This window comes from Azospirillum doebereinerae, assembly GCF_003989665.1.
In the GTDB taxonomy this organism is placed as follows: domain Bacteria; phylum Pseudomonadota; class Alphaproteobacteria; order Azospirillales; family Azospirillaceae; genus Azospirillum; species Azospirillum doebereinerae.
This window is the reverse complement of record NZ_RZIJ01000004.1, coordinates 1-25,752: the sequence shown is the minus strand read 5'-3', so window position 1 is coordinate 25,752 and position 25,752 is coordinate 1. Positions and strand designations below refer to the sequence as shown.

At 67.8% G+C, this 25,752-nt stretch carries 24 protein-coding genes, 1 tRNA gene and 1 pseudogene; 14 read left to right on the top strand and 12 right to left on the bottom strand.

The features are described from left to right. Window positions 1–13 precede the first annotated feature (13 nt). Window positions 14–337, top strand: a complete 324-nt coding sequence (locus EJ913_RS06595; protein ID WP_126996040.1) for a DMT family transporter — start codon at window positions 14–16, stop codon at window positions 335–337. Between the two features lie 212 nt (window positions 338–549). Next, window positions 550–1,347 carry a DUF2189 domain-containing protein gene (locus EJ913_RS06590; RefSeq protein WP_126996038.1) on the top strand — a complete coding sequence of 266 codons (798 nt, stop codon included), beginning with the start codon at window positions 550–552 and terminating at the stop codon, window positions 1,345–1,347. A gap of 52 nt (window positions 1,348–1,399) precedes the next feature. Here the strand turns inward: EJ913_RS06590 and EJ913_RS06585 are convergent, their stop codons facing one another. Then, complete coding sequence (locus EJ913_RS06585) at window positions 1,400–4,078, bottom strand: EAL domain-containing protein (protein WP_126996036.1); 2,679 nt, start codon at window positions 4,076–4,078, stop codon at window positions 1,400–1,402. Window positions 4,079–4,373: 295 nt separating this feature from the next. On the opposite strand from EJ913_RS06585, the gene EJ913_RS06580 reads away from it, so the two are divergent. Beyond that, the gene (locus EJ913_RS06580; protein ID WP_126996034.1) at window positions 4,374–4,874 is read left to right on the top strand and encodes a GAF domain-containing protein; all 501 of its coding nucleotides are present in this window, start codon (window positions 4,374–4,376) and stop codon (window positions 4,872–4,874) included. A 7-nt stretch (window positions 4,875–4,881) separates the two neighbouring features. Here the strand turns inward: EJ913_RS06580 and mtgA are convergent, their stop codons facing one another. Then, a complete protein-coding gene (gene mtgA / locus EJ913_RS06575) occupies window positions 4,882–5,556 on the bottom strand; it encodes a monofunctional biosynthetic peptidoglycan transglycosylase (RefSeq protein ID WP_126996033.1) in 675 nt (224 codons plus the stop codon). A gap of 104 nt (window positions 5,557–5,660) precedes the next feature. On the opposite strand from mtgA, the gene EJ913_RS06570 reads away from it, so the two are divergent. Then, entirely contained in the window at window positions 5,661–8,426 is a 2,766-nt protein-coding gene (locus EJ913_RS06570; protein ID WP_126996031.1) for an ATP-dependent DNA helicase, read from the top strand. A 205-nt stretch (window positions 8,427–8,631) separates the two neighbouring features. Here EJ913_RS06570 and EJ913_RS06565 read toward each other — a convergent pair whose 3' ends face one another. Further along, on the bottom strand, window positions 8,632–10,323 hold the full coding sequence (locus EJ913_RS06565) for a methyl-accepting chemotaxis protein (RefSeq protein ID WP_126996029.1): 1,692 nt from the start codon (window positions 10,321–10,323) through the stop codon (window positions 8,632–8,634). A gap of 496 nt (window positions 10,324–10,819) precedes the next feature. After that, window positions 10,820–11,788, bottom strand: a complete 969-nt coding sequence (locus tag EJ913_RS06560; protein WP_244939270.1) for an AEC family transporter — start codon at window positions 11,786–11,788, stop codon at window positions 10,820–10,822. Window positions 11,789–11,907: 119 nt separating this feature from the next. Between EJ913_RS06560 and EJ913_RS06555 the strand changes: the two genes are divergently transcribed. Both EJ913_RS06555 and EJ913_RS06550 read left to right on the top strand, forming a co-directional pair. Continuing rightward, window positions 11,908–12,324 (top strand): tellurite resistance TerB family protein, encoded by a 417-nt coding sequence (locus EJ913_RS06555; protein WP_126996027.1) that lies wholly within the window; start codon window positions 11,908–11,910, stop codon window positions 12,322–12,324. An 8-nt stretch (window positions 12,325–12,332) separates the two neighbouring features. Then, window positions 12,333–13,235: an NAD(P)-dependent oxidoreductase gene (locus EJ913_RS06550; RefSeq protein WP_244939269.1), complete on the top strand. Its 903-nt coding sequence runs from the start codon at window positions 12,333–12,335 to the stop codon at window positions 13,233–13,235. A 63-nt stretch (window positions 13,236–13,298) separates the two neighbouring features. On the opposite strand, the gene EJ913_RS06545 is transcribed toward EJ913_RS06550, so the two are convergent. Together EJ913_RS06545 and EJ913_RS06540 are read right to left on the bottom strand one after the other, a co-directional pair. Then, window positions 13,299–14,177, bottom strand: a complete 879-nt coding sequence (locus EJ913_RS06545; RefSeq protein ID WP_126996025.1) for a TIGR01459 family HAD-type hydrolase — start codon at window positions 14,175–14,177, stop codon at window positions 13,299–13,301. A gap of 38 nt (window positions 14,178–14,215) precedes the next feature. After that, window positions 14,216–15,433: a glycosyltransferase family 4 protein gene (locus EJ913_RS06540; protein ID WP_126996023.1), complete on the bottom strand. Its 1,218-nt coding sequence runs from the start codon at window positions 15,431–15,433 to the stop codon at window positions 14,216–14,218. A 64-nt stretch (window positions 15,434–15,497) separates the two neighbouring features. Between EJ913_RS06540 and EJ913_RS06535 the strand changes: the two genes are divergently transcribed. Together EJ913_RS06535 and EJ913_RS06530 are read left to right on the top strand one after the other, a co-directional pair. Beyond that, the gene (locus EJ913_RS06535) at window positions 15,498–16,289 is read left to right on the top strand and encodes an alpha/beta fold hydrolase (RefSeq protein WP_126996021.1); all 792 of its coding nucleotides are present in this window, start codon (window positions 15,498–15,500) and stop codon (window positions 16,287–16,289) included. 84 nt (window positions 16,290–16,373) lie between these two features. Continuing rightward, a tRNA-Ser gene (locus tag EJ913_RS06530) sits at window positions 16,374–16,464 on the top strand. Window positions 16,465–16,648: 184 nt separating this feature from the next. On the opposite strand, the gene EJ913_RS06525 is transcribed toward EJ913_RS06530, so the two are convergent. The 6 genes from EJ913_RS06525 to EJ913_RS06500 all read right to left on the bottom strand — a co-directional run bounded on the left by EJ913_RS06525 (window position 16,649) and on the right by EJ913_RS06500 (window position 21,778). Then, entirely contained in the window at window positions 16,649–18,295 is a 1,647-nt protein-coding gene (locus tag EJ913_RS06525; RefSeq protein WP_126996019.1) for a recombinase family protein, read from the bottom strand. Beyond that, window positions 18,292–18,765, bottom strand: a complete 474-nt coding sequence (locus tag EJ913_RS06520) for a DUF2924 domain-containing protein (protein ID WP_126996017.1) — start codon at window positions 18,763–18,765, stop codon at window positions 18,292–18,294. Before EJ913_RS06520 ends, EJ913_RS06525 begins: the two co-directional genes overlap by 4 nt. Beyond that, window positions 18,765–19,028: a DUF3489 domain-containing protein gene (locus EJ913_RS06515; protein WP_126996015.1), complete on the bottom strand. Its 264-nt coding sequence runs from the start codon at window positions 19,026–19,028 to the stop codon at window positions 18,765–18,767. The genes EJ913_RS06520 and EJ913_RS06515 overlap by 1 nt, the downstream gene beginning before the upstream one ends. A gap of 143 nt (window positions 19,029–19,171) precedes the next feature. After that, complete coding sequence (locus EJ913_RS06510; protein WP_126996013.1) at window positions 19,172–19,642, bottom strand: DUF5681 domain-containing protein; 471 nt, start codon at window positions 19,640–19,642, stop codon at window positions 19,172–19,174. 51 nt (window positions 19,643–19,693) lie between these two features. Beyond that, window positions 19,694–21,001 (bottom strand): site-specific DNA-methyltransferase, encoded by a 1,308-nt coding sequence (locus EJ913_RS06505; protein ID WP_126996011.1) that lies wholly within the window; start codon window positions 20,999–21,001, stop codon window positions 19,694–19,696. 270 nt (window positions 21,002–21,271) lie between these two features. Further along, the gene (locus EJ913_RS06500) at window positions 21,272–21,778 is read right to left on the bottom strand and encodes a DUF4365 domain-containing protein (RefSeq protein ID WP_126996009.1); all 507 of its coding nucleotides are present in this window, start codon (window positions 21,776–21,778) and stop codon (window positions 21,272–21,274) included. A gap of 129 nt (window positions 21,779–21,907) precedes the next feature. On the opposite strand from EJ913_RS06500, the gene EJ913_RS06495 reads away from it, so the two are divergent. The 6 genes and pseudogenes from EJ913_RS06495 to EJ913_RS06475 all read left to right on the top strand — a co-directional run bounded on the left by EJ913_RS06495 (window position 21,908) and on the right by EJ913_RS06475 (window position 25,679). Continuing rightward, window positions 21,908–22,132, top strand: coding sequence for a helix-turn-helix domain-containing protein (locus EJ913_RS06495; protein WP_126996007.1), 225 nt, complete (start codon window positions 21,908–21,910; stop codon window positions 22,130–22,132). Between the two features lie 194 nt (window positions 22,133–22,326). Further along, window positions 22,327–22,584, top strand: a pseudogene (locus tag EJ913_RS06490) (ISL3-like element ISAzs13 family transposase); the annotation flags it as partial. A gap of 74 nt (window positions 22,585–22,658) precedes the next feature. Further along, window positions 22,659–22,895: an IS4/Tn5 family transposase DNA-binding protein gene (locus EJ913_RS32105; protein WP_211098899.1), complete on the top strand. Its 237-nt coding sequence runs from the start codon at window positions 22,659–22,661 to the stop codon at window positions 22,893–22,895. Beyond that, on the top strand, window positions 22,892–23,326 hold the full coding sequence (locus EJ913_RS32100; RefSeq protein ID WP_211098898.1) for a hypothetical protein: 435 nt from the start codon (window positions 22,892–22,894) through the stop codon (window positions 23,324–23,326). Before EJ913_RS32105 ends, EJ913_RS32100 begins: the two co-directional genes overlap by 4 nt. After that, window positions 23,286–24,125: an IS4 family transposase gene (locus EJ913_RS32095; RefSeq protein ID WP_211098897.1), complete on the top strand. Its 840-nt coding sequence runs from the start codon at window positions 23,286–23,288 to the stop codon at window positions 24,123–24,125. The genes EJ913_RS32100 and EJ913_RS32095 overlap by 41 nt, the downstream gene beginning before the upstream one ends. A 487-nt stretch (window positions 24,126–24,612) precedes the next feature. Further along, a protein-coding gene (locus EJ913_RS06475) for an IS630 family transposase (protein ID WP_126996003.1) occupies window positions 24,613–25,679 on the top strand; the annotation gives its coding sequence in 2 pieces (ribosomal slippage) (window positions 24,613–25,099 and window positions 25,099–25,679; 1,068 coding nt in all). Window positions 25,680–25,752 lie beyond the last annotated feature (73 nt).

The window sequence follows — 25,752 nt, the reverse complement described above, 5'->3', positions numbered from 1 at the left end:
GCGGGTGCGTGCGATGAACTGGCTTTACCTGGGCGGCGCGATCACGCTGGAGGTCATCGCCACCTCGGCGATGAAGATGTCCGACGGGCTGACACGCCCTGGACCGGTCGTCGTCGTGGTGCTGGGCTATCTGTCGGCCTTCGCGCTGCTGGCGCAGGCCTTGAAGACGATGGAAGTCGGCATCGCCTACGCCATTTGGTCGGCGGCCGGGACCGCCGCCATCGCCGCCATCGGCGTGCTGATCTTCGGCGAGACGGTGAGCCTGATGAAGCTTCTCGGCCTCGCGCTGATCGTCGCCGGGGTGATCAGTCTGCACGCTGCAGGCGGGCACGCCTAAGGAGCGGCCGGCTCACGGGTCCATCCGCAGTCCCGATGCGGGGCATGGGTGTGTCGTCACGGCACCTGCCCGCCGTGCCGCGGTCCTTTCCGTCGCCGGGTGGTCATTAAGCATGAGATACGGATAATCCGCCATACCGACTTTTAGCGCTTTCCTGGCGCATCGGATTCCTTCCCAATACGAGGACCCCTTCGGCTTGGCGGAGACAGGACATGAGCAACACCCGACCGACCGCTTCTTCGTCCCTGGCGGGCCTTCCCTATGAGGACCGCGTGCGCAGGATCGAGCCTTCGCAGGTCGTCGGTTGGCTGTGGAAGGGCTGGGCCGACATGAGGACGGCGGGCTGGGTCAGCCCGGCCTACGGCGCCCTGTTCGTCGCCAGCGGCTTCGCGTTGACGATGGGGTTGACGCTGGCAGGGATGGCCTATCTGATCGCGCCGATGATCGGCGCCTTTCTGCTGGTGGCGCCGCTGCTGACGCTCGGCCTCTATCAGGTGTCGAAGGACGTTGAGGAGGGCCGCAAGCCGCGATTCGGGCGGGCGTTGATGGCGTGGCGGGCCAATCCCTATCACATCCTGACGGCCGGGCTGGTGCTGATGCTGTTCATGATGATCTGGGTGCGGCTCAACGTCATCGCTTTCGCGCTGTTTTTCCCCTACGTGTCGATGAGCGTGTCCAGCCTGTTGGCGCAGACCCTCACGCTGGACGGCATCGCCTTCACGCTGTTCGTCACGGCGCTCGGCTTTGCCTTCGCCGCCATCGCCTTCGTCACCAACGTGACGGCCTTGCCGATGATGCTCGACCGCCAGGAGGACATCTTCGCGGCGGCCCTCGTGTCGGTCATGGCGGTTCTGCGGAATCCGCGCGCCATGGCGCTGTGGGCGGGGTTGATCGTGCTGATCATCGGCATCGGGCTGGCGACCGCGATGCTGGGCCTGATCGTCGCGTTGCCGTTGATCGGCCACGCCAGTTGGCACGCCTACCGCGATCTGGTGAAGCCGGACGCGTGATCCCCGCTTCGACTGCGCCTCCGGCCCGCGGCGGGACTGTGGACGGGCCGGTTCACGCCCCGATGTGGAACGGGTTGGCCTGCCGCGCGGCGCGCTCCACCGCCTCGGCCGGGCCGGGGCGGCCGAGGAAATAGCCTTGGGCGACGTCGCAGCGCAGTTGACGCAACTGCTCCAGCGTCTCGGCGTCCTCCACCCCCTCGGCCACGGCGGTCAGGTTCAGGCTGTGGGCCATCTGGATGACGGCGGCGGTGATCCGGGCGCTGTCGTGGTTGCGGCACAGATCCATGATGAAGGAGCGGTCGATCTTCAGCTTGTCCACCGCCAGACGGCCGATGTAGGACAGGTTCGAGTAGCCGGTGCCGAAATCGTCGATCGACAACTGCACGCCCAGCGCCTTGACCCGGCGGATGTTTTCCAGCACCGCGTCGGTGTTCTGGATCAGCATCGATTCGGTCAGCTCCAGCTCCAGGAACAGCGGGTCGAGGCCGCTGTCGGTCAGCGCGTCGGTGACCGTCCGCGCCAGATCGGGGCGCTGGAGCTGGCGCGCCGACAGGTTGACCGCCACCGTCAGCGGCAGCCCGGCGGCCTGCCATTGCGCCGCCTGCCGGCAGGCCTCGCGCAGCACCCAGTCGCCGATCGGCACGATCAGCCCGCTGTCCTCGGCGATGGGGATGAAGGCGCCCGGCGGGATCATGCCGCGTTCGGGGTGGTTCCAGCGGATCAGCGCCTCCGCCCCGAACACCATTCCGCTGTCCAGGTTGACCTGCGGCTGGTAGTGGATCAGGAACTCGCCCCGCTCCAACGCCCGGCGAAGCCCGCCGCGGATCGACAGATGGGCCACCGCCTCGGCGTTCATCGCCTCGGCGAAGAAGCGGTGGGTGTTGCGGCCGCTCGCCTTGGCGTGGTGCATGGCGGTGTCGGCGTTCTTCATCAGCGCCGCGAAGTCCCGCCCGTCGGCCGGCGCCAGCGCGATGCCGGTGGACAGCGTGACGGTCACCTCGGTGCCGTCGACGTCGAAGGGCTCGGCCAGCGCCTCGTGCAGGGAGGCGACGGTCTCGACCACGGCGTCGGTGTCGGGGCGGCCGGACAGCAGCAGGATGAACTCGTCGCCGCCCGGCCGGCTGACCGTGTCGGTGTCGCACACGCAGGCGGTCAACCGCCCGGCCACCGCGCGCAGCAGGGCGTCGCCCGCCGCGTGGCCCAGCGAATCGTTGACCGTCTTGAACTGGTCGAGGTCGCAGACCAGCAGCGCGACGATGACCCCGTCGCGCTCGGCGTGGGCCACAGCCTGGTCGGCGCGGTCGCGCACCAGCAGGCGGTTGGGCAGCAGGGTCAGCGGGTCGTGCTGGGCTAGGAAGTCCATCCGCTCCTGCGTGGCCCGGCGTTCGGTGATGTCGCGCACCACCACCAGCAGGCGGCGGTCGCTGCCCTCCAGCAGGGCGCGGCGGATGTTGACCTCGACCCAGAACAGGCTGCCGTCCAACCGGCGCGCGTGCCATTCGAACAGGGGCGTTTCCCCGGCCGCCGCGCGGCGCACCCAGGCAACGGCGTCCTCCATCGTGTAGGGCGGCACGCCGGAGCTGATCATCCCGATGTCGAGCGCCGCGAGCGGCAGGTCGCCGATCCGGTACATCTCGTGCATCCGCCGGTTGGCGTGGATGATCGTGGCGGTGTCGAGGTCGTGGATGAAGATGGCGTCGTTGACGTTGTCGAAGATGGTTCGGAAGCGCTCCTCGCCGATCGACAGCGCCGCCATCGCCTCGCTCAGCCGTTCGGTCTTGGCGGCGACCTGCCGGCGCAGCATGGCGGCCCAGACCAGCGCCATGGCGCCCAGCGCCAGCGCCCCCAGCAGGATCTTGACCAGACGGGACAGCAGGTTGGAATCGACCACCCCGCTGATCCGGCGGCCGTACCAGCGCTCCTCGATGGCGCGGCGCTCGTCCGGGGTGACCCGCGCGAAGCCGTCGGCGACCAGGGCCAGAAGCGCGGTCTCCTCCTTGCGCACCGCCCAGTGCAATTTTCCGGTGTAGAGCGGGTCGGTGTAGCGGAAGCGGTCCTGGATGCCGCGCTTGGTCATGAAATAGCGCGCGGCCTGATCGTCCATGCAGAAGACGACCACGTCGCGGGCGGCGGCGGCGTCGAGCAGCGCTTCGTAGCTGGGAAAATTCCGCAACCCGGTGAGACCACGGTCGGCCAGCCAGTCGGCGCAAAGATCGCGCTCCTTGACGCCGACGTTGTAGCCGCGCAGGGAGTCCGGCCCGGTGATGCCGCCGAGATCGGCGTTGAACCAGATCGGCACGTCGATGGTGGCGTAGGGCTCCGAGAAGCTGTAGACGCGGTCGCGGGCCGGGCTGCGGAAGAAGGTCTCGATGACGTCGGCCCCGCCGGTCTCGATCAGGTTGCGGGCCAACGCCCAGTCGGTCGCCAGGAACTCCACCGGCACGCCGGTCCGCTGCGACCACAGCTTCCACAGGTCGCGCACGAGGCCCATGTGGGTGCCGTGGGCGTCGCGGAAGCTGAAGGGCGGGTAGTTGTCGTCCATCGTCACGCGGACGGGCGGCCGGGCGGCCATCGGGGCCGCCGTCGCCGGGACCTCCGGCGTCACGACGTCCGCCGCGTCGGCAGGCGCGGCGAGGACCGCGAGGGCGCACAGCGCGAGGACCGCGCGGCGCAACCCCGGCCGCAGGCGCGGAAGGACGGGGAATGGTCGATGCCCGGTCGGCTTTGACATGCGTGCTTGCAACTTTTCGGTGCGGATTAAGGCGGGCGGGCGTTGCGGAGCGAGACCTTGGCGTGCTTTCGGTGCCGACGGGCAAGCCTACCTCGTTCACCCCGACGCGGCAACGCAAGGATCATTGGGGCCGATCAAGGTCACGCCGGGGCTCCGGCCAGCTTGTGTCTATGCCGAACCAGTCGACCGGGTTGCGGGTGCCGATCTGCTTAAAGATAGGGCAGCCAACAACAACCCATTGCTGCACCGTTACTGTGACGCCTAAGATGCCGAAGAGAGGCGGCGGAGCGTTTCAATGGACAAGACACGGGCGGCGGTGTTCGGGTTGCGCGTCGGGCATGCCACGACCGGGGATGTCTGGAAGGCGGCCTGCGAGGACATCGTCGAGGATCTCGGCGTGTTCCGCGCCAGCGTCTGGATCTTCGAGGACGGGCAGGATCTCCTGGTCTGCCGCACGATCTTCGACGCCAGGGAGCGGACGCACAGCTCCGGCCAGACCCTGGCCCGCGCCGATCACCCGGATTACTTCCGCGCCATCACCAACAACGCCCGGCTGGTGGTTCCCGACGCGCTCAACCACCCCGCCACCAAGGGCTTCGCCGACGGCTATTTCAAGCAGGCCGGGGTGCGCAGCCTGCTGGATGTCATTCTGATGCACGACACCGCGCCGTTCGGCGTGCTGTGCTGCGAGCAGTCCGGCACGATGCGGGAGTGGAGCGCCGCCGACATGGCCTATCTGCAATCCCTGGCGATGCTGCTCGGCACGATGCTTCCGGCCTCGGAAACGTCGCCCTAAAATCGGGTCAGCGCGCGCAGTCGGCCAGACCGCCGCGTTCGACGACGGCCATCCGCCGTTCGATGATCCCGGCCCGGCGGGCGACGTAGGGGCCGGGGCTGCTCGGCGACCAGTGGCGCGGGCTGGGCAGCACCACCGCCAGCAGGGCGGCCTCGCGCCGGGTCAGGGCGGCGGCGGGCTTGCGGAAATGGTGACGGGCGGCGGCCTCGGCGCCATAGACCCCGTCGTCCCACTCGACGATGTTCAGATAGACCTCCAGGATCCGGCGCTTGGGCCACAGGCTCTCGATCAGCAGGGTGAACCACGCCTCCGCGCCCTTGCGGAGCCAACTGCGGGCGGGCCACAGGAAGGCGTTCTTGGCGGTCTGCTGGCTGATGGTGCTGCCGCCGCGCAAGGACTTGCCCTCCTCGTTGTCCTCCAATGCGGTGCCGATGGCGGTCCAGTCGAAACCGCCATGGCCGCAGAAGGCGGTGTCCTCCGACGCGATCACCGCGCGGGCGAGGTGGGGAGAGATCGCGTCGAGCGGTTCCCAACTGCGGTCCATCCCGGACCCGCCCATCGCGCGGATCAGCATCAGCGGGGTGCCGGGCACCGGAGCCACCCGGTAGAGCAGCGCCCAGGCCACCGTCAGGGCCACCAGACCGAGCGTCCCGACCAACGCCCACCGCAACACGCGCCGCATGCCGTCCCCGCTCCGTTCACGCCGCTTCTCAATGGGGGTGGCGGCGCCGTCCGTCAACAAGCGGCGCTCGCTTTGGCCGGCATCCTCCTCCTATAGTGCGCGCGATGGACATCAGCACGGATCCCGAACAGCTTCCCCGGCTCGACGACGCGCCCGCCATGGTGGCCGGCGCGCGGAAGGTCGTGGCGCTCTCCCTCGACGGCGAGGTGGAGGAGCTGACGCTGGCCGCCGCCGCGTCGCGGGTGCGCCGCCGGGTGGCCCCGCTGGTCTGCCACGCCCGCGCCTTCGCCCGCCGTCTGGGCATCGAGCCCTTCCCGGCCTTCGACGCGCTGGAGCTATTCGCCTTCGTGCATCCCGCGCGCTTCTGCGTGCCGACCCCGCGCGGTCTGGCCGAGGCGCTCGACCTACCCATCCCCGAGGGCCACGAGGCCGAGGCGCTGGCCCTGCAACGCGTGGTGCGGCGCCTGCTGGGCGATCTCGGCGCGGCGGGGCGCGAGGAAGCGTCCGACCCTGTCGCCTTCGCCTGGGAGATGGGGCGCGCCGGCTGGCTTTGGGCGCCGCCGGTGATGGCCGCGCTCGGTAAACCGGACGGGCCGGACAAGGGAGGCCGCGCGGGCCTGCGCGTCTGGACCCGCATCAAGGAGTGGGAGGAGGGCGCGCCGCCGCCGCCTCCGGCCCAGAACTCGGTCGATCCCGACGAGGCGCGCCGGCGTCTCGCCGTCATGCTGTCGGCCTCGGTGCCGGGCAAGATGGCGGAGCCGCGCCCGCAGCAGGCCGACTACTCCAGCGCCGTCTCCGCCGCCTTCGCCCCGCGCTCCGCGCCCGACACCCCGACCGTCGTGCTGGCGGAGGCCGGAACGGGGGTGGGCAAGACGCTCGGCTACCTCGCCCCGGCGACGGTGTGGGCGGAGAAGAACGGCGGCACGGTCTGGATCTCCACCTACACCCGCAACCTCCAGCACCAGATCGACGCGGAGCTGGACCGGCTCTACCCCGATCCGGCGACCAAGGCGCGCAAGGTCGTGCTGCGCAAGGGGCGCGAGAACTACCTCTGCCTGCTGAACCTGGAGGAGGCGATCCGCGCCATGGCCTTCCAGCCGCACCACGCGGTGGGGGTCGGGCTGATGTCGCGCTGGGCGGCGGCGACCCGCGACGGCGACATGACCGGCGGCGACTTCCCCGGCTGGCTGGTCGACATCGCCGGGCGCGGGCCGACGCTGGGCCTCGCCGACCGGCGCGGGGAGTGCATCTATTCGGCCTGCGACCATTACGGCCGCTGCTACGTTGAGAAAAGCATCCGCCGGGCGCGCCGCGCCGACGTGGTGATCGCCAACCACGCGCTGGTGATGGTGCAGGCGGCGCTGGGCGGCGGCGAGGAACCGACGCTGCCCAGCCGCTACGTCTTCGACGAGGGGCACCACGTCTTCGACGCCGCCGACAGCGCCTTCGCCGGCCACCTGACCGGGCGCGAGACGCAGGAGCTGCGGCGCTGGCTGCTCGGCGCCGAGGAGACCGGGCGCAGCCGGGCGCGCGGCCTGAAGCGCCGGCTGGAGGACATCGTCGCCGGGGACGAGGAGGCGCTGGCCCATCTCGACGCCGTGCTGATCGGCGCCCGCGTGCTGCCGTCGGACGGCTGGGGGGCGCGGCTGTCGGCCGACAACCCGCAGGGGCCGACCGAGCGCTTCCTGACGCTGGCCCGCCAGCAGGTCTACGCCCGCACCGCCGGGCAGGGCGGCGTCTACAGCCTGGAGGCCGACAAGGCCTACCCGGTGGACGGTCTGGTCGAGGCGGCGGCGGAGTTGGAGCAGGCGCTGGTCCGCCTGTCCGAACCGCTCGAAGCGTTGTCGCGCCGGCTGGCCCAGCGGCTGGAGGACGAGTCGGCCGAGCTGGAATCCGACCAGCGCCGCCGCATCGACGCGCTGTCGCGCGGCCTGCACCGGCGCGGCACGATGACGGTGGAGGCGTGGCGCTCGATGCTGCGCACCCTGCCGAGCGAGACGCCGTCGCAGTTCGTCGACTGGTTCGCGGTGGAGCGCATCGAGGGGCGCGACGTGGACGTCGGCCTCTACCGCCATTGGGTCGACCCGACGGTTCCCTTCGCCGAGGCGCTGGCCGGGCCGGCGCATGGCATGGTGGTGACCTCGGCGACGCTGACCGACGGCACCGGCGACGTCGGGCAGGACTGGCGCGCGGCGGAGGACCGCTGCGGCGCCACCCATCTGCCGATGCCGGCGATCCGCGCCCAGGTGCCGTCGCCCTTCGACTACCCCAGCCGCACCCGCGTCTTCGTGGTCACCGACGTGCGCAAGGACGATCTGGGTCAGGTGTCGGCGGCCTACAAGTCGCTGTTCCTGGCGGCCGGCGGTGGGGGGCTGGGGCTGTTCACCGCCATCAGCCGCCTGCGCGCCGTGCGCGACCGCATCGCCGAGCCGCTCGACGCGGTCGGCATCCCGCTCTACGCCCAGCACGTCGATCCGCTCGACGTGGCGACGCTGATCGACATCTTCCGGGGGGAGGAGCACGCCTGCCTGCTCGGCACCGACGCGGTGCGCGACGGGGTGGACGTGCCAGGGCGGTCCCTGCGGCTGATCGTGTTCGACCGCGTGCCCTGGCCGCGCCCCGACATCCTGCACCGCGCCCGCCGCGAGGCCTTCGGCCGCCGCCGCTACGAGGACATGATCGCCCGCCTGCGGCTGAAGCAGGCCTTCGGCCGTCTGGTGCGCCGGGCCGACGACACCGGCGTCTTCGTGCTGCTCGACCCGATGATGCCGAGCCGCCTGTTCGGCGCCTTCCCCGAGGGGGTGGAGGTCAAGCGGGTCGGGCTGAAGCAGGCGGTGACGGAGACGGCGGAGTTTCTACGGGGCTGGTGAGAGCCGGGGCAGACGCTGGAAGACTCTCCACACCATGAAAAGAGCCCTTCTCCCCTTGCGGGAGAAGGGTTGGGATGAGGGGTGTTCGCCGAAGGCGAAGGAGACGTTTGCGCCCCCTCACCCCAACCCCTCTCCCGCAGGGGGAGAGGGGCTCTAAGCGATTGCCCTGATGGCGTGCTCCAGCGGGACGCCCCGCGCGGTACCCCTACGCCGCCTTGATGGCCGCCAGGAACTGGTCCACCTCGCGGCGCAGGTTCTCGGCCTGCTGCGACAGGCTGCCGGCGGCGCCGAGCACCTGGTTGGCGGCGGCGCCGGTCTCGCCGGTCGCTTCGGTCACGTCGCCGATGGTCGAGGACACCTGCTGCGTGCCGATGGCGGCCTGCTGGACGTTGCGCGAGATCTCGGCGGTGGCCGCCCCCTGCTCCTCGATGGCGGCGGCGATGGAGGTCGAGATGTCGCTGATCGACGTGATCGTGCCGCTGATGCTCTCGATGGCCTTCACGGCACCGCCGGTGGCCTCCTGGATCGCGGCGATCTGGGCGGCGATCTCCTCGGTGGCTCGGGCGGTCTGGTTGGCGAGGCCCTTGACCTCGCTGGCGACGACGGCGAAGCCCTTGCCGGCTTCACCCGCACGCGCCGCCTCGATGGTCGCGTTCAGCGCCAGCAGGTTGGTCTGCCCGGCGATGCTGGTGATGAGCTGGACGACCGCGCCGATCCGCTGGGCGGCGTCGGCGAGGCCGCGCACGGTATCGTTGGTCTGGCTGGCCTCGGTCACCGCCTGGCTGGCGATCCCGGTGGAGCGGGTCACCAACGTTCCGATCTCGCGGATCGCGGTCGACATCTCCTCCGACGCGCTGGCGACGGTCTGGACGTTGGCGCTGGTCTGCTCGGCGGCGGCGGACGCGGAGGTCGCCTGCTCGCGGGTCTGGGTGGCGGTCCGCGCCATGCCCTGGGCGGTGCTGTCCAACTCGGTGGCCGCCGCCGCGACGGTGCGCAGCGCGTCGGCCGCCTCCGCTTCGAAGCCGCGGATCAGGCGGTCGACGGCTTCCGCGCGGCGCTGCTTCTGCTCCTGCTCGGCGGCCTGGACGGCGGTCAGCCGGTCGGTCTCGATCAGCCCGTCCTTGAAGACCTGAACCGCGCGAGCCATCGCGCCGATCTCGTCCCGGCGCTCGCCGCCGGCCACCTCGGCCGCGTAGTCGCGCTTGGACAGGCGGTGCATGACGCCGGTCAGCCGGTCGATGGGGCGCGAGATGGTCGCCACCGCCGCCATGGCGGCGACAATGCCGAGGATCAGGGCCAGCACGATGGCGCCGGCGATCCAGAAGACGGCGTTGGTGTAGGCCTCTTCCCCGCGATCGGCCGCCGCGCCGCCCATCTTGGTGTTGAGGGCGGTCAGATCCTGCAGGATACCGACGACCTTGAAGATCGCTTCTCGCGATTCGGTGCGGAAGAGGGCGGCGGCTTTTTCGTTTTCGTTCTTTTGCGAAGCCGGGATCACCTTCTCGCGGCTGATCTTGAGGTACTCCTCCCAAGCGGTCGCGAAGCTGGCGTAGAGCTGCTTTTCCTGGGGAAGAAGGATGGTCTTCTCGTAATCCCGCTGTTTTTCCTCGACCGTCTTGCCATAGCCGGCCAAACGCTCCTCGGAAAGCTGCTGGTCGGCCGGCGTGATCGAGAGGATGTGGGTGGCTTCCTGGGAGCGGTAATGCTGGGTGGTGGCTCGGATGTCGCCCAGGAGACCGACGCCGATCAGCCAGTTGTCACGAATTTCAGCAGCTTGATCGTTGACGACCGAAAGACGATCGAGCGAAAACACTCCAAGTCCAACGACGAGGAAAAGGAGCGAGCCGAGGATAGCCAGGAGCTTCGTCCGGATCGTCAAGTTTTCAAAGCTGTTCATTTACGAAAATCCAATTTTCATTGCCGGTGCCTAACAGGCCGTGGTGAATTTGGAATTTTCTGCTCACGGCATGCGGGTGAGGCACTGCTAGCATACAGTGGTATGCGACCACAACGATGGTTCTATGACTAAATGTGTCATTGACGAGACATCGTCAATAAATGTTCCGCATATTAGTTTGTTTGTGGAGTGATATACCCAAATGTTATGACTGATATAAATCCTCAAGATGTATTTTAACAAAAATAATACTATATATCTACAATATAAGAAATATTTCTCCGGTAGATGGGAGATTATGAATGCGAAGGGTTAATGAAAATACAGGCCTTCCTTCTTGAAAGAGTCATTGATTTCAAGCGCTTCCGAGAAATTTTCCGCGATTCCCCATCCTGCTTTTCAGGTGAGGCTGGCAACAGCAAGAATCCTGAAAATATCACGATCTGCAAAGCGGGACGATGCGGGTTTCCCCGGACGGCAAGGCGCCCGGCCCCGCTCATCCCGCGGGCGCGTAGACCGCCAGCAGCGCCGACAGCGTGACGACGCTCAGCACCGTCGAGACAAGGATCGCCGACGAGGTGCGCTCCACGTAGATCTGGTACTGCTGAGCGACCACGAAGGTCAGGGCGCCGGTGGGCAGCGCCGCCAGGATGACCGCCGATCCCGTCCAGAAGGGATCCATCGGGAACAGCGTCTGGGTCAGCGCCCAGGTCAGGGCCGGCTGCACCAGCAGCTTCATGGCGCTGATCCAGCCGGCCTCGGCCAGCCCGGCGGTCAGCCTCTGGGTGGCCAGGAACAGGCCGATGGCGAACAGCGCGCAGGGACCGGCCGGCGCGCCCATCAGCTCGCAGAAGGTGGCGACGGGCTTGGGCACCGCCACGCCGGGCAACAGCGCCGACCACGCGATGCCGAGCGCCGTCGCGACGATCAGCGGGTTCTTCGCCAGCGCCCTCCCGACGTCGCGCAGCGCCTTGCCCAGCCCGTTGCCGTGGCTGTTGGCGAACTCCAGCCAGATCACCGCGATGCCGACCATGACGGCGCTCATGATGACGGTGGCCAGGATGGTGGGGGCCAGATGGTCCGGCCCGAAGGCGGCCAGGAACAGCGGGATCCCCATGTAGCCGGTGTTGGAGAAGCTGGCGTTCAGCCCCTGCATGCAGTGGATCTGCGTGCGCTCGCGGCGGATCAGCCGGCCGGCCAGCGCGCCCAGCGCGTAGACCGCCAGCATCGCGCCCAGGAAGGCGCCGATGAACGGCCCGTTGAAGATCTCGGGCAGCGACCGCCGCGCGGTGCCGAGGAACAGCACCGGGGGCAGGGCCATCCAGTAGACGAACTTGTTCAACGCCTCCGATGCGGCGGGGCCAAGCAGCTTCGCCTTTCCGGCCAGGACTCCGGCCAGGATGATGGCGAATACGGGAAGAGCGACATTGAACACGACGGACATGGCGCGGACAATAGAAGTCACGAACGGTTCCTGTCGAGCCGGCGATCCTCCCGCCTGGGGCATGGCACCCTTGACGGGGCGCCGCCACCGGGCAAGATAGGCCGCGACGGGGCCTCCCGGTTCGGAGGACGGCCCGCTCCATGAGAAAGCCAATGATCGACCACCACAGCGCGCTGATCTACGTCATGGTCCTGGTGTCGGCCTGCGACGGCGACATGACCGACGACGAGCTCCAGACCATCGGCGAGAACGTCCGCTACCTGCCCATCTTCCGCGATTTCAACGGCGATCAGGTGATGGCCGCGACCCGCGAATGCACGGCCATGCTGTCCGACAACGACGGGCTGGACACCGTGCTGACCATCGTCGAGCAGGCGGTGCCGGCCAAGCTGCGCGAGACCGCCTACGCGGTGGCCTGCGACATCGCCGCCGCCGACGCCAAGGCCTCGCAGGAGGAACTGCGCATGCTGGAGATGATCCGCCACCGGTTGGGCGTCGACCGCCTGTGCGCCGCCGCCATCGAGCGTGGCGCCCGCGCCCGCCACATGCGCCTGTGAGGGCGGCCATGACGGACAGAACCGTGACGGACGAGACTTTCCGCCCCGACCTGTCGGGGCAGACCGTCGGCTTCATCGGGCTGGGCCTGATGGGCAAGCCGATGGCCCGCGCGCTCGCCAGGGCCGGCGCCTCGCTGGTGATCGCCAGCCGCAGCCAAGGCCCGGTCGCCGAACTGGCGGCCGAGGGCATGCTGGCCGCCACCGGCCCCCTGGCGGTCGCCGGGCAGGCCGAGACCATCGTTCTGACGCTGACCGACACGGTCGCCGTGGAGAGCGTGACCGAGGCGCTGCTGCCGGCCCTGCGCCCCGGACATCTGGTCGTGGACATGGGCACCACCGCCGTGGAGGCGACGCGCGCCCTTGCGGCGCGGGTGCGCGCGGCCGGCGCCGACTGGGTCGACGCCCCGGTGTCCGGCGGCACGGTCGCGGCGGAGGCGGCGACGCTGACCATCATGGCCGGGGGCACGGAGGCGTCCTTCGCCCGCGCCCTGCCGCTGTTCCAGGCGATGGGCCGCCGCGTCACCCATGTCGGCGACAGCGGCGCCGGGCAGATCGCCAAGACGGCCAACCAAGTCATCGTCGGCCTGACGATCGGCGCGGTGGCGGAGGCGCTGGCGCTCGCCAAGGCGGCCGGCGCGGATCCGGCGCGGGTGCGCGACGCCATCCGGGGCGGCTTCGCGGAGTCGCGCATCCTCGACCTGCACGGCGGGCGGATGGTGTCCGGCGACTTCACGCCGGGCGGCCGCGTGACCACCCAGATCAAGGACTTGCGTCAAGCCGAGCAGTTGGCCGAGCAGTGCGACATCGACCTGCCGGCGTTGGGGTTGACGCTGGAGCTGTTCGAGATGCTGGCCGACCAGGGCGACGGCGGTCTGGACCATTCGGCGCTGTACCGGCTGTTCGCGCGGTAGGAGAGGAAGCGTCCTTCCCCCTTCCATGCATTCAGCGGGAAGGGGGCGACGGACGCCCCCTCCTCACCACCGGAGGCTGGGGAGCGCGTAGGTCGGGACATGCCCCGCCGCATCGGCGATGGCCCGCAGATTGGCCGCATCGACGGCCTCCCCCCAGGCGGCGCCGCCCAACTCCTCCTGATGGATGCCGGCGGTGACCAGCGCCACGTCCAGCCCGGCGGCGTTGGCGCCGGCCACGTCGGTGCGCAGGCTGTCGCCCACCGCCAGGATGCGGCTCTTGTCGGCCAGCCCCATCAGCGACAGGCAGCGGTCGTAGACCGGGGCGTAGGGCTTGCCGTGCTGGCGCACGTCGCCGCCCATCGTTTCGTAGCGCGCGGCCAGCGTCCCGGCGCAGATCACCATCTGCGGGCCGACCATCACGATCAGGTCCGGGTTGGCGCAGATCATCGGCAGCCGGGCGGCCAGACAGGCGTCGAGCTGCGGCTGATAATCCTCCACCGTCTCGCCGAACACGACGATGCCGGTGTTCAGCACGAAGTCGGCCTCCTCCGGCGTCGCGGCGACGGTGTAGCCCAGCCCCTCGAAGACGTCGACGTCGCGCTCCGGCCCGATGTGGTAGAGCCGCCGCCCCAACGCCGCGTGCCACGGATCGTCACGCCGCTTCAGCGCCTCGTAGGTCGCCTCGCCCGAGGTCATGACGTGGTGGTAGCGGTCGCGCCCCAGCCCCATGCCGTCCAGCTTGGCGATCACTCCGCCGGTGCGGCGCGGCGCGTTGGACAGCAGGCAGATCGTCTTGCCGGCGGCGTTCATGCGGTCCAGGCAATCGGGAACGCCGGGATAGGCGCGCTCCCCGTCGTGCAGGACTCCCCAAAGGTCGAGGATGAACCCGTCGTAGCGGTCGATGACGGCGGCGATGCCGGAAAGCTGCTGGATGTCGGCCATGATGCCCGATGGGGTGCGGAGGGAAGGGAAGGAAGGCGTCAGCGTTCCGCCATCAGCTCGGCGTAGACGCCCAGCGTGTCGGCGCACATGCGCTCCTTGGTGTAGCGGTCGGCGACGAAGGCCTGGGCGCGGGCGCCGATGGCGTCGCGCTGCTCGGGCGTCAGCGACAGCGCCTCGCGCAGGGCATTCGCCAGCGCGTCCGGGTCGGCCGGCGGCACCACCCAGGCGGTCTCGCCGGGGATGACGGTTTCCTGGTAGGCGCCGATGGCCGAGACGATCACCGGCTTGCCCATCGCCTGCGCCTCCACGATGACCCTCCCGAACGCCTCCGGCTCGCGCGAGGCGGAGACGACGACGGTGGACAGCAGATAAGCCGCCGCCATGTCGCTGCAATGGTCGGTCATCACCACGACGCCGCCGAGCCCGGCGCGCGCGACCCGCGCCTCCAGTTCCTGCCGGTAGGCCGACCGACCCTGGTCGGAGCCGACCAGCAGGCAGACCACGTCCTTGCGGCCGAGCTTCTCCAACGCCTCGATCAGCACGGTCTGGCCCTTCCAGCGGGTCAGCCGGCCGGGCAGCAGGATCACGGGCCGGTCATCGGGCAGGCGCCACTGCTTTGACAACTGCACCAGCCGGGTCGAACTGACCCGGTCGGGGGCGAAGACCGCGCGGTCGATGCCGCGGTGGATGGTGCGGATGCGGTCGGGATCGACCGTGTAGCTGTCCAGGATGTGGCGGCGGATGAAGTCGGAGATCGCGACGATCCGCTCGCCCCGCGCCATCACCGAATTGTACCAGCGCTTCAGCCCGTTGCCGAAATTGTAGGGAGCGTGGAAGGTGGTCATGTAGCGCGCGCCGGTCTCCTTGCAGGCGAGCCACGCGCTCCAGGCCGGTGCGCGGGAGCGGGCGTGGACGATGTCGACCCGGCGTTCGCGGATGACGCGCGCCAGCTTGCGCGCGTTCCGGCGGATGGTCAGCGGGTTCTTGGAGGCCAGCGGCAGCGTCAGATGGGGGATGCCGGCGCGGTCGAGCTCGCGCACCATCGGCCCGCCCTGCGAGGCGACCAGCGGCGTGCCGCCGGCCTCGGCCAAGGCGAGCGCCATGTCGATGCAGCCGCGCTCCGCCCCGCCGGTGACCAGCGTCGGCACCACCTGGAGCACGGTCGGCGCCCGGCCGCCTGGCCAGGGGGCATCCCGGTCGGGGCGGGCGTCGTTGCGCGCGGGGTCGTCGATGGTAAACTGGGGATCGAAATCCATGGCGCCGGCTGCTCGAAAGGGTCGGCCCGGCTTGTCCACGGCTGTCCGTCCAACAGGTGACCCCATGAACGAAACCGCAGCCGCCACGGGCGGCGCGCACCATAGCCTAACGCACGGTGCCGCGACCATAGCCTATCATCACATCCCAGCCAGCGAAGCGGGACGGGGACGGCCCGGCGTGATGTTCCTGGGCGGCTTCATGTCGGACATGACCGGCACCAAGGCGCTGGCTCTGGAAAGTTGGGCGGTGTCGCAGGGCTTGGCCTTCACCCGTTTCGACTACCAGGGGCACGGCGCCTCCAGCGGAAACTTCGCCGACGGCACCATCGGCCTGTGGGCCGACGACGCGCTGGCGGTGCTGGACGCCGTGACGAGCGGTCCACAGATCCTGGTCGGGTCCTCGATGGGCGGCTGGACGATGCTGCTGACCGCGCTGCGCCGGCCCGAGCGTGTGGCGGGACTGGTGGGCATCGCCCCCGCCCCCGACTTCACCGAGGACTTGATGTGGGACCTGTTCGATGCGGAGGTGCGACGGGAGATCCTGGAAAACGGCGTTTGGAACCGCCCATCCGAGTATGGTCCGGAACCTCAGCCGATCACCCGCGCCCTGATCGAGGATGGCCGCAACCACCTACTGCTGCGCGGCCCCATCGCCTTCACCGGCCCGGTGCGCTTGCTGCATGGCCAGCGCGACCCCGACGTGCCGTGGCGCGTCAGCCTGACTCTGGCTGAAGCGCTGACGGGCGACGACATACGGGTGACCCTGGTGAAGGACGGCGACCACCGGCTGTCACGTCCGCAGGACATCACGCTGCTGTGCCGCACCGTCGAGGATTTGGTCCGCGAACTCGGGTGAGCCGGCCGGGATGGAAAAAAATTGCACGGAGCGCAAACGGGGCTTGCGTGCCCCGCCTTGGCTGGCTATAACGCCGTCCTCCGGGGAGGGGTGGCCGAGCGGTTGAAGGCGCACGCCTGGAAAGTGTGTATACGTCAAAAGCGTATCGAGGGTTCGAATCCCTCTCCCTCCGCCACCAACTCAGTGCAAATTCGCTCTGATCGACACCAGCGCCGAAGAGCACCGTGTATACGGTGACTTGTCGGCGCTCTGTGTCTGTTCGGCCGCCGTTCCGGAGCGAAAAACAGCCCCATTTTATTCCCTGAGTTCGGCCGTTTCTCCGGCGGTCCGCCAAAGACTTCGGTTTCCGGGGCCAAACGTTACTGGGCCGGCGGCAGCCCCAGAACCCGGCGCTGCTCCCGCCACGAGAGAGGAAGCTTCGCGGCCAGCAGAGCCGCCAGCGTCAGCCGCTTCGGCTGGGCGCCGCGCAGGATCAGTTCCACGATGTCCGGGGCCAGGAAGGCCAACGACAGCAGCTGGGTCACATAGGCCGGGGTGCAGCCGGCCGTCTCCGCCAGCGCCGCCACCGAGGCGACCTCGCCCGAGGCCAATTGCCGACACCAGCGGTGCGCCCGCGCCAGCGCCTTCATCAGCGTGTCGTCGACCTGCGGCTGCTCACGGAGCTCCCGCCCATCCGGCCCGACGATCACCCGCTCCCCGCCCCAGGTCTTCAGCCGCGCCGCCACCTCCAGCACCAGCGTGTCGCCGTTCTCGACGAGACGGTCGTGCGGCGACGTGATCCGGGCCGCGGCCCGCGCCTCGACCCCGTCCAGGCGCCGCACCGTGATCCGCACCCGGTCGCTTCCAAGCTCGACCCGCTGCAGCAGGGCGGCGAGTCGTTCAGTCCGTTCGACCGGAGCCGCTGCCGTCCAGCGCCGCTGCTCGGCGGCGGTCAGCAGCGCCGACACCCGGTCGAGCACGAGCTCCTCCACCGCCTGCGCCGGAACCCGGGTCAGCGATCCGGCGGCCTCCGGGCGATGGTTCAGCACTGCTTGGCTGACATAGTAGCGGTAGCGCCGCCCCTTCTTGCTGGCATGCGACGGGCTCATCGGGTTGCCGCGGTCGTCGAACAGCAGCCCGGCCAGCGGCGAGGGCGCCGTCACCCGTTCGGCCGTCTCGCGCTCCACCCGGTTCTCCTCCATCACCGCCTGTGCTCGCTCCCACAGCGCGTCCGGCACGATGGCCGCGTGCTCGCCGGGATGGGCGGTGCCCTTGTGCATGGCCTCGCCGCGGTAGACCCGGTTGTTCAGCAGCTTGTACAGGGCGCCCCGGCTGAAGGCCACGCCGCCGCGGGTTGCCCCGCCCTGGGTTGTCCAGTGCTTGCTGGTCACGCCCCGCTCCTGGAGGTCGGCGGCCAAGAGCTTCACCGAGCCGAGCTCGGCGTAGCGCTCGAAGATGGCGCGGACCCGTTCGGCCTCCTCGTCGTTGACCACCAGCTTGCGGTCCGCCACATCGTAGCCGAGCGGCGGGTTGCCGCCCATCCACAAGCCCTTGCGGCGCGAGGCGGCGAACTTGTCGCGGATGCGCTCGCCGGTGACCTCGCGCTCGAACTGGGCGAAGGAGAGCAGCACGTTCAGGGTGAGCCGTCCCATCGAGGAGGTGGTGTTGAAGTGCTGGGTGACCGAGACGAAGGAGGCGCCGCGGGCGTCTAGGATCTCGACGATGCGGGCGAAGTCGGCGAGCGAGCGGGTCAGCCGGTCGACCTTGTAGACGACGACCACGTCGATGCGGCCGCGCCCGAGGTCGTCGAGGAGGCGCTGCAGGCCGGGGCGTTCCATCGACCCGCCGGAGAAGCCGCCGTCGTCGTAGGCGGCATCGATCAGGCGCCAGCCCTCGTGGGCTTGGCTGGCGATGTAGGCGGTGCAGGCCTCACGCTGGGCGTCGAGCGAGTTGAAGGATTGTTCCAGCCCTTCCTCCGACGATTTGCGGGTGTAGATGGCGCAGCGGATCAGCGGCGGTTTCTTCATGGCTTGGCTTTCCGGCTGGTGGGCGCGGTCAGGCCGAAGAAGGCGGGTCCCGACCAGCGGGTGCCGGTGATGGCGCGGGCGACTTCGGAGAGGCTGGCGAATCGGGTGCCCAGGTGCTCGAAGCCGTCGGCGGTGACGCGGACCTGATGGAGGACGCCGCGCCATTCGCGGGTGAGGACGGTGCCGGGCCGGAGGGTGGGTTTGGGCGGCGGGCTGTGGCCGGGCCTGCGCTCCAGGCTGTCGGCGAGGCGAACCAGCCGGCGCTTGGCGTCAGGGGAGAGGCCGCCGAAGGCAGCATCCTGAAGTTTCCAGGCGATCAGGCCGCGGAGCAGCTCGCGGCTGCGGCCGGCGGGAGGCGGGCTGTGGAGGTGGTGCTTCCATTCCCGGCGTAGCTCGTCGAGCGACAGGGTGGGCAGGCTGGCGAGGAGGGTGTCGATCGCCTCGGTGGAGAGCGGCGTGACCTTCGCCATCAGCCGGCCTCGACGATACGGTAGCGGCGGCCCGCTTCAGTCTTCTCCGACCGGATGGCGAGACCGAGACGGCGCTTGATCCGGCCGGCGATGGCGCCGCGGACCGAATGCCTCTGCCAGCCGGTGGCGGCGGTGAGATCGTCGAGGGTGGCGCCGTTGTCCCGGCGCAGCAGGGCGATCAGGAGCGCCTCCTTGGAGCCGGGCTTGGGCGGTCCGGCCGCGTCGTCGGGAGTCGGGACGGCAGTGGAATGGGGACTGGGCATGAGGTTGTCCTTCCGGTTGGGGGGGGGGTCCCGCTGACCGCCCCTTCCGTCCAGACACGCTCTCTTTGCCGCTGCGATCCACTCCTTATCCGGGGCCTCGTGACGCTATCCGCAGCCCCGGCGGGACGAAGGCCCCGGTGCCGTCAGCGATACTCTCCGGGGTCGGCGAGTTCCAGTTCCGCCTCCTCTCCCGGCGGGTCGCCGACTGCGCTGCGGTACTGAGCCTGCTGCTTCTCCGCCGCCTTCTCCCAATCATCGATCTCCATCATGCCGGGAACAACCAGCACCCCGGTGGGCTGGGCAAATACAGTGGTGGCAGCACGGCTCTCGGCGCGCTCCTCCACCTTGAGCAGGAGTTCCGTCAGCTTTATCGCGATGCCGGCGTTCCCCTTGCTGGCTTGCACAACAATCACATGAAACAACGCCTCCAGCACGTTGGCCTGCTCAATCTCTCCATTGCGGCGTATGGTACAGACCTGCATGGCCAGCTTCAGCAACGTCTGCTCGATGCGCCGCCTGCCCTTCGGACGGCCGGCGGGATTGCCCGAGCGGCCCTTCTTGAACCGGCTGTGGCGCGGCGGCTTGCCATAGCCGACATCGTACTTATCCGACATGGTCGTTTTCCCTGTTGGGTTCGTGAATGTTTACGAAGGTGGAAGGGCGGCTCAGGCGAGCACGCGCTGCCAATCGGCGATCCCGGCGAAGGTCTCGCCGCTATCGGCATGCACGGCGTCCTGGCCGCTCGCCGTCTGCCAGCGCCGGATGATGGTGTCGACGTAGCGCGGATCGAGCTCCAGGACGCAGGCCTCGCGCCCGGTGCGCTCGGCTGCCATCAGGGTGGTGCCGCTGCCGGCGAAGGGGTCGAGGACCAGCCCGCCGCGGTGCGAGCAGTCGCGGATCGCGTCGGCCACCAAGGCGACCGGCTTGACGGTGGGGTGCATCCGCAGCTCCTCCATCCGCTCCGCCTTGAGGGAGTTGGCGCCGGGATAGTCCCAGACATTGGTGCGGTAGCGGCCGTTCTGGCCGAGCTCGAAGTTGTTGATGTGTGGCGCGGTGCCGTTCTTGAAGACGAAGACCAGCTCATGCTTGGAGCGGTAGAAGCTGCCCATGCCGCCGTTGTCCTTGTTCCAGACGCACAGGTTCTTCAGCTCGGCATAGGCGGCGCGTCCGGCGGCGAGCAGCTCGCCGATGTGGCGCCAGTCCATGCAGGCATAGTGGATCGAGCCGTCCTGGCTGTGGGCGGCGAGGTTGCGCAGGACGGTGGTGAGGAAGCTGGTGAACTGGGCCTCGTCCATCTCGCCGGAGGCCATGATGAACTCGTCGTGGTGCACGCTACCGCCGCCGCAGACATGGCCGTCGATCGGGACGTTGTAGGGCGGGTCGGTGAAGACCATCTGGGCTGTCCGTCCCTCGAGCAGGCGGCGGTAGGCCTCGGGATCGCGGGCATCACCGCACAGCAGACGGTGCGGACCGAGTTGCCAGAGGTCACCCGGCCGGGACACCGCCGGCCGGGTGGAATCGGGATCGGGAACAGCGTCGTCCCGATCGTTCGCGACCGTCTCGCCGTCGAGCATGAACTCGATGTCGCCGAGATCGAAGCCGGTGAGGGGGAGGTCGAAGGAGGCGTCGAGCTCGGCGATGTAGCGGAACTCGATGGCGAGGAGATCACGATCCCAACCGGCATTCTCGGCGAGCCGGTTGTCGGCGATGGCGTAAGCGCGCAACTGGGCCTGGGTCATGTCGGACAGACAGATCGTCGGGATACTGTCGATGCCGAGGAGCTTGGCGGCGGCGAGGCGGCCATGGCCGGCAACGACGCGGCCGTCGCCGTCGATCAGGATGGGATTGGTCCAGCCGAAGGCGGTGATGCTGTCGGCGATCTGGCGGATCTGCTTCTTGCTGTGCGTGCGCGGGGTGCGCTCGCGTGGCAGAAACGAAGCCAGCGAACGGTATTCAATCGTCAGGGCAGTCATGGGGTTGCTCCCGCTGAGGTTAAGCGGGACCGCGCCAATGAAAACAAAAATGGCGCGACCCGCGATGGCAAACCTCGGACCCCGGTCGAATCACTCGACCGGATCACGAGCCCATCGGGCGTCGCGCCCTCATCTCGAAGCTACTTCCCCGCCGTATCGCATCACACTAGGGGACATCACGTCCCCCCAGCCGGGTCTCACTTCAGGCACCTGAGACTGAACCATAAGCGCGGTTCGAAGAAAACCATCAAGTTTGCCGCTCGCTGTTTTTTAGACCAGCGGCGTCTGAGGGAGGTGTGCGGCGTCAAAGTGGTCGATCAGGCGTGTGGCGACGTCTGCCATGTCGAGGCAACGGTAAGGCGTATAGCGATCCTTGGAAGCGGGGTTCGGGCTGGGAGTGATGGTGAGCTTTTCCGCCTTGCGCATGGACACAGCTGCCAGTTCGGCCATGGGGATGAGCCATGCGCGTTGGATCCCCCCCTTGCCGAGGTCGAGCAGGACGGCAAGCAGGAACATGCCATCCTCCTCGCGGAAAGTGGCGGTGCGGACGTCGAACTGGGTGTAGCCGAGCGTGTCCTCCTCCTTGGCGACGCGGCCCTTGACCTGAATGGTGAGGGAGCGGCCGGTGACCTTGTCGTGGACGACGAGGTCGATGCCGCCATCGTCGGCGATTGGCAGGAAGGGGGACAGCCGGCCGGCCGAGGCGAGCATGAGCTGCGCTCCGACGATGGTTTCGCCGACCTTGCCGATCTGGGTCGAGGTGAGTGCGGACGACATTTGTACAAGCCTCCTTCGTATCAGGGCCTCTGCGGTGGCCTGAGTTGGGCTTGGCGTGCACCGGTAGTCAACGATAAATGTGGACTATAGTCCGTGGTAAGATAAACCACAAAATGGCCGCCTGCGTGGATGGATGTACGCAGGCTGGTCGGCAGCAATCTTCGCCGCTATCGGAAGGCTGCCGGCCTCTCACAGGAGGAGTTGGCCCATCAAGCGCGTCTGGATCGGACTTATGTGAGTGGTATGGAGCGAGGGATCCGCAATCCAACGGTGCTTGTCCTGCAGGACCTTGCATCCGTTCTAGATATCAGAGCTGCAGACCTGTTGATTGAGCAAGATGAAGTTGGAAATTAATAAGCCCTCTCCAGAGCCACAGTCCAGTTAAGAAAAGAGGCCTCCGGGAACCTCAGGACGTTTCACGGCGCGGTTCATCTGCTCGTCCAAGCCAGAGCTTGAGGCAAGGTCCATCACGGCATCTAAAGACTGTCCGCTTTGCGCCAGAGGACTAAACCGCTCACGCGGTAGAGGAAGCGGTTTCGTGAATACCTTCCGGGCAGCCACCACCTTGGCGCCAGCCGGCCAAAGGCAGCCAAGTCGACCCGTTCCTCGATCATCTGCGGCGGCGCTGGGACGAAGGCTGCCACAATGCCGCACGGCCCTGGCGGGAGATCAAGGCTCTCGGCTTCGCCGGTCAGCAGACCATGGTCCGGGACTGGGCACGGCCTCTGCGACAGACCATCCCAGGCATGGCCTCCACAGTCTCGGCCTCATGGCGGGTGCCATCGCGGCGACGGGCGGCATGGTTGTAAGCGTCCGGCGAGCCTTTCAATTACCCACATGTCAGCGCCGGGGCGGGATAATGTCTGCCAGCCCAGACGACGTGACCATCGGTCTGTTGATCCTGAACGATGTTTGGGAGGTGCCGATGGTCACGGGAACCAACGCCTGGATCGAGGATGAACTCGCCGGGTGCCGTCTTGCCGACGAGCGGCTGGAGCGGCGCCTGAGCACGTTGCTCGATCAGATGGCCGGGGCAATGGGGGACAGCATCCCTCTGGCTTGCCAGGACTGGGCCAACACCAAGGCGGCCTACCGGTTTTCTCCAACGACCGGGTGAGCGAAGGGGACATCCTCTCCGGGCACTTCGACGCGACACGTCAGCGTGTCGGCGCGACCACCGGTCCCATCCTGATTCTTCAGGATACCACCGAGTTCTCCTTCCAACGCGAGCACCCGGAGAAGATCGGCCAGACCTGCCGGGTGAACAGCGGCCAGGACAAGGACGGCCGGTTCCGCATGCACACCGTGTGCGGGCTGCTGATGCATGCCAGTCTGGCGGTCACGACCGATGGTCTGCCCTTGGGTCTTGGTGCGGTTAAGTTCTGGACCCGGACGAAGTTCAAGAGCACCGCCGCTCTGAAGAAGAAGATCAATCCGACGCGCGTCCCCATCGAGCAGAAGGAGAGTGTCCGCTGGCTGGAAAATCTGCGCCGGACCACGGAACTGTTTGGCGATCCAGACCGCTGTATTCATATTGGTTTACCGTGAAAGCGACATCTACGAACTTTTCTGCTTGGCTCGGGAGATGGGGACACACTTCCTGGTCCGGACTTGCGTCGATCGGCTTGCTCTGGGCGGGGACACCACCATCGATGCCGTAATGGGCGAAGTCGCCGTCCAAGGCGTGCATGCCGTCGATGTCCGGGACGGCCACGGTCACGTCAGCACGACGGAGGTCGAATTGACCTACCGCAGCCTGCGGATCCTGCCGCCGATCGGGAAACAGAAGCGCTATCCGGCGCTTACGCTGACCGTCCTGCATGCCCGGGAACGAGAAGAACCGGCCGACCGGCCGCGCATCGATTGGAAGTTGCTCACCGATCTGCCCGTCCTCTCCCCGGGAGCGGCCATCGAAAAGCTGCGCTGGTACGCTGTCCGATGGAAGATCGAGGTGTTTCACAAGATCCTGAAATCGGGCTGCAAGGCTGAGGAAGCGAGGCTGCGAAGCGCGGATCGTCTCGTCAAGTTGATTGCCGTCTACTGCTTGGTAAGTTGGCGGGTCTTCTGGTTGACGATGATCAATCGGTCGGCGCCGGATATCGATGCGGGGATCGTCTTCACGAAGCGAGAACAGGAGGTCCTCGATTTTCTGATCCCGAACAAGACGCCAGCTTTGCCGGGTAGCAACACCCTGGGAATTTATCTCACCAAAGTCGCCAAGCTCGGCGGTTATCTCGCTCGTGGCTGTGATCCGCCACCGGGGAACACTGTCATGTGGCGGGGCATAGCCCGCCTGATCGACATCACCTTGGGCGCGGAGATCGCTCCCCAGCTTGTGGATAATTGAAAGCATCGTCGGACGGTTACGCATGGTTGTCCACCGGTTGCCGACCATCGGATCGCGGCGAACAGCTTCTCCGCTTCGCTGGGCGACATCCGCATCACCGTCGCCAGCGACACTGTGCGCGCCGCCGCCGTGAGCAGGAAATGCTGACCTTGGGGCCGACGGGGCATGACGATCTCCAGACAGGGGATCAGTCGAGTCTATCCCTCGCAGAGTCGCGTGTGAATCACAATGTTCGTTATTTGTTCACGTGAGGTCCGTTTGCAGGCCAGACCAGTGAAACCTTGGTGGCAATTGCTCCATAAGGCCGGTTGCTTGCGTGTAGAGTACCCCTGTACCGGCTAAGCATTAGGGTCCGGACCTATTAAATGTCTTTTCATGGCAAAAGCGATGTGATACTAACGGCTTTGAAGGCTGACTCGCCACCTTTGGATTCCATTTCCCCCCGAACCGTGATTCGCTTTCCCCTTGAGCACGGGGGAAAATCGCGATGGCGGGTTTGGCGATCACGCGTTTGGAGTTTGGTTCGCAGGAGTTGCGTCGTCGGGCGGTGCGGGTGAACGATCCAGACGTCGCGCGTCGTCTTCTGGCTCTGGCGCTGGTTCTGGAGGGTCGGTCCCGTGCGGATGCCGCGCACTCCTGCGGGATGGACCGGCAGACGCTGCGGGACTGGGTCCATCGTTACAACGCCCAGGGCGTGGCGGGGCTTTCGGACCGGAAAGCTCCCGGAGCCAAACCGAAATTGTCGGCGGCCCAGGAAGCGGAGGTGGCCTCCTGGGTTCGCGCCGGCCCGGACTTGGCCGAGGATGGTGTCGTGCGGTGGCGGCGTTGCGATCTGGCGCGCAAGATCGAGCGCCAGTTCGGGGTGATCCTGGCCGAGCGCAGCGTCGGGGGCCTGCTCCGGCGCTTGGGTTTCCGCCGTCTGTCAGTTCGCCCCCAGCATCCCCAACAGGATGCCGAGGCGCTCGAGGCGCACAAAAAAACTTTGCCGCTCTGGTCGCCGGCGCCATCCCCGAAGCCGCCAAGGGCAAGCCGCTCGAACTCTGGTGGCAGGACGAAGCCAGGGTCGGCCAGCAAGGCACTCTGACCCGGGTATGGGCCGACAAGGGCAGCCGACCGCGGGCGCCGCGCGACCAGCGCTACACCTGGGCCTACCTGTTCGGCGCGGTCTGTCCAAACCGAGGCGTGGCAGCGGCCCTGGTTCTTCCCAAGGCCAACACCACAGCCATGAACCTGCACTTGGCCGAGATCAGCCGCCAGGTCGTGGCAGGCCACCATGCCGTGCTTATCCTCGACGGGGCGGGCTGGCACCAGCCAGGCGACAAGCTGATCGTGCCCGAGAACATCAGCCTCCTGCACCTGCCACCCTATTGCCCGGAACTCAACCCCGTCGAGAACATCTGGCAATTCCTTCGCCAGAACCACCTCTCACACAGGATCTTCGATTCCTATGACGATATCGTCCACGCCTGCTGCAAGGCATGGAACGCTCTCGTCCAGGAGACAGAAAGAATTCGCTCCATTGCCTCAAGGCCATGGGCGCAGGTCAGCATTTAGAGCATCGCGCCTGAAATCCGAATCTGAGAGCTTGCGCTTGGTTTGTGGGCGTGATTCACCGTAGTTGGAGGTG

Excerpts from the sequence above, each read along its gene's own strand:
- EJ913_RS06595 (WP_126996040.1), top strand. The coding sequence starts at position 14 with ATGAACTGGCTTTACCTGGGCGGCGCGATCACGCTGGAGGTCATCGCC.
- EJ913_RS06590 (WP_126996038.1), top strand. The coding sequence starts at position 550 with ATGAGCAACACCCGACCGACCGCTTCTTCGTCCCTGGCGGGCCTTCCC.
- EJ913_RS06585 (WP_126996036.1), bottom strand. The coding sequence starts at position 4,078 with ATGTCAAAGCCGACCGGGCATCGACCATTCCCCGTCCTTCCGCGCCTG.
- EJ913_RS06580 (WP_126996034.1), top strand. The coding sequence starts at position 4,374 with ATGGACAAGACACGGGCGGCGGTGTTCGGGTTGCGCGTCGGGCATGCC.
- mtgA (WP_126996033.1), bottom strand. The coding sequence starts at position 5,556 with ATGCGGCGCGTGTTGCGGTGGGCGTTGGTCGGGACGCTCGGTCTGGTG.
- EJ913_RS06570 (WP_126996031.1), top strand. The coding sequence starts at position 5,661 with ATGGACATCAGCACGGATCCCGAACAGCTTCCCCGGCTCGACGACGCG.
- EJ913_RS06565 (WP_126996029.1), bottom strand. The coding sequence starts at position 10,323 with ATGAACAGCTTTGAAAACTTGACGATCCGGACGAAGCTCCTGGCTATC.
- EJ913_RS06555 (WP_126996027.1), top strand. The coding sequence starts at position 11,908 with ATGAGAAAGCCAATGATCGACCACCACAGCGCGCTGATCTACGTCATG.
- EJ913_RS06550 (WP_244939269.1), top strand. The coding sequence starts at position 12,333 with ATGACGGACAGAACCGTGACGGACGAGACTTTCCGCCCCGACCTGTCG.
- EJ913_RS06545 (WP_126996025.1), bottom strand. The coding sequence starts at position 14,177 with ATGGCCGACATCCAGCAGCTTTCCGGCATCGCCGCCGTCATCGACCGC.
- EJ913_RS06540 (WP_126996023.1), bottom strand. The coding sequence starts at position 15,433 with ATGGATTTCGATCCCCAGTTTACCATCGACGACCCCGCGCGCAACGAC.
- EJ913_RS06535 (WP_126996021.1), top strand. The coding sequence starts at position 15,498 with ATGAACGAAACCGCAGCCGCCACGGGCGGCGCGCACCATAGCCTAACG.
- EJ913_RS06525 (WP_126996019.1), bottom strand. The coding sequence starts at position 18,295 with ATGAAGAAACCGCCGCTGATCCGCTGCGCCATCTACACCCGCAAATCG.
- EJ913_RS06520 (WP_126996017.1), bottom strand. The coding sequence starts at position 18,765 with ATGGCGAAGGTCACGCCGCTCTCCACCGAGGCGATCGACACCCTCCTC.
- EJ913_RS06515 (WP_126996015.1), bottom strand. The coding sequence starts at position 19,028 with ATGCCCAGTCCCCATTCCACTGCCGTCCCGACTCCCGACGACGCGGCC.
- EJ913_RS06510 (WP_126996013.1), bottom strand. The coding sequence starts at position 19,642 with ATGTCGGATAAGTACGATGTCGGCTATGGCAAGCCGCCGCGCCACAGC.
- EJ913_RS06505 (WP_126996011.1), bottom strand. The coding sequence starts at position 21,001 with ATGACTGCCCTGACGATTGAATACCGTTCGCTGGCTTCGTTTCTGCCA.
- EJ913_RS06500 (WP_126996009.1), bottom strand. The coding sequence starts at position 21,778 with ATGTCGTCCGCACTCACCTCGACCCAGATCGGCAAGGTCGGCGAAACC.
- EJ913_RS06495 (WP_126996007.1), top strand. The coding sequence starts at position 21,908 with ATGGATGTACGCAGGCTGGTCGGCAGCAATCTTCGCCGCTATCGGAAG.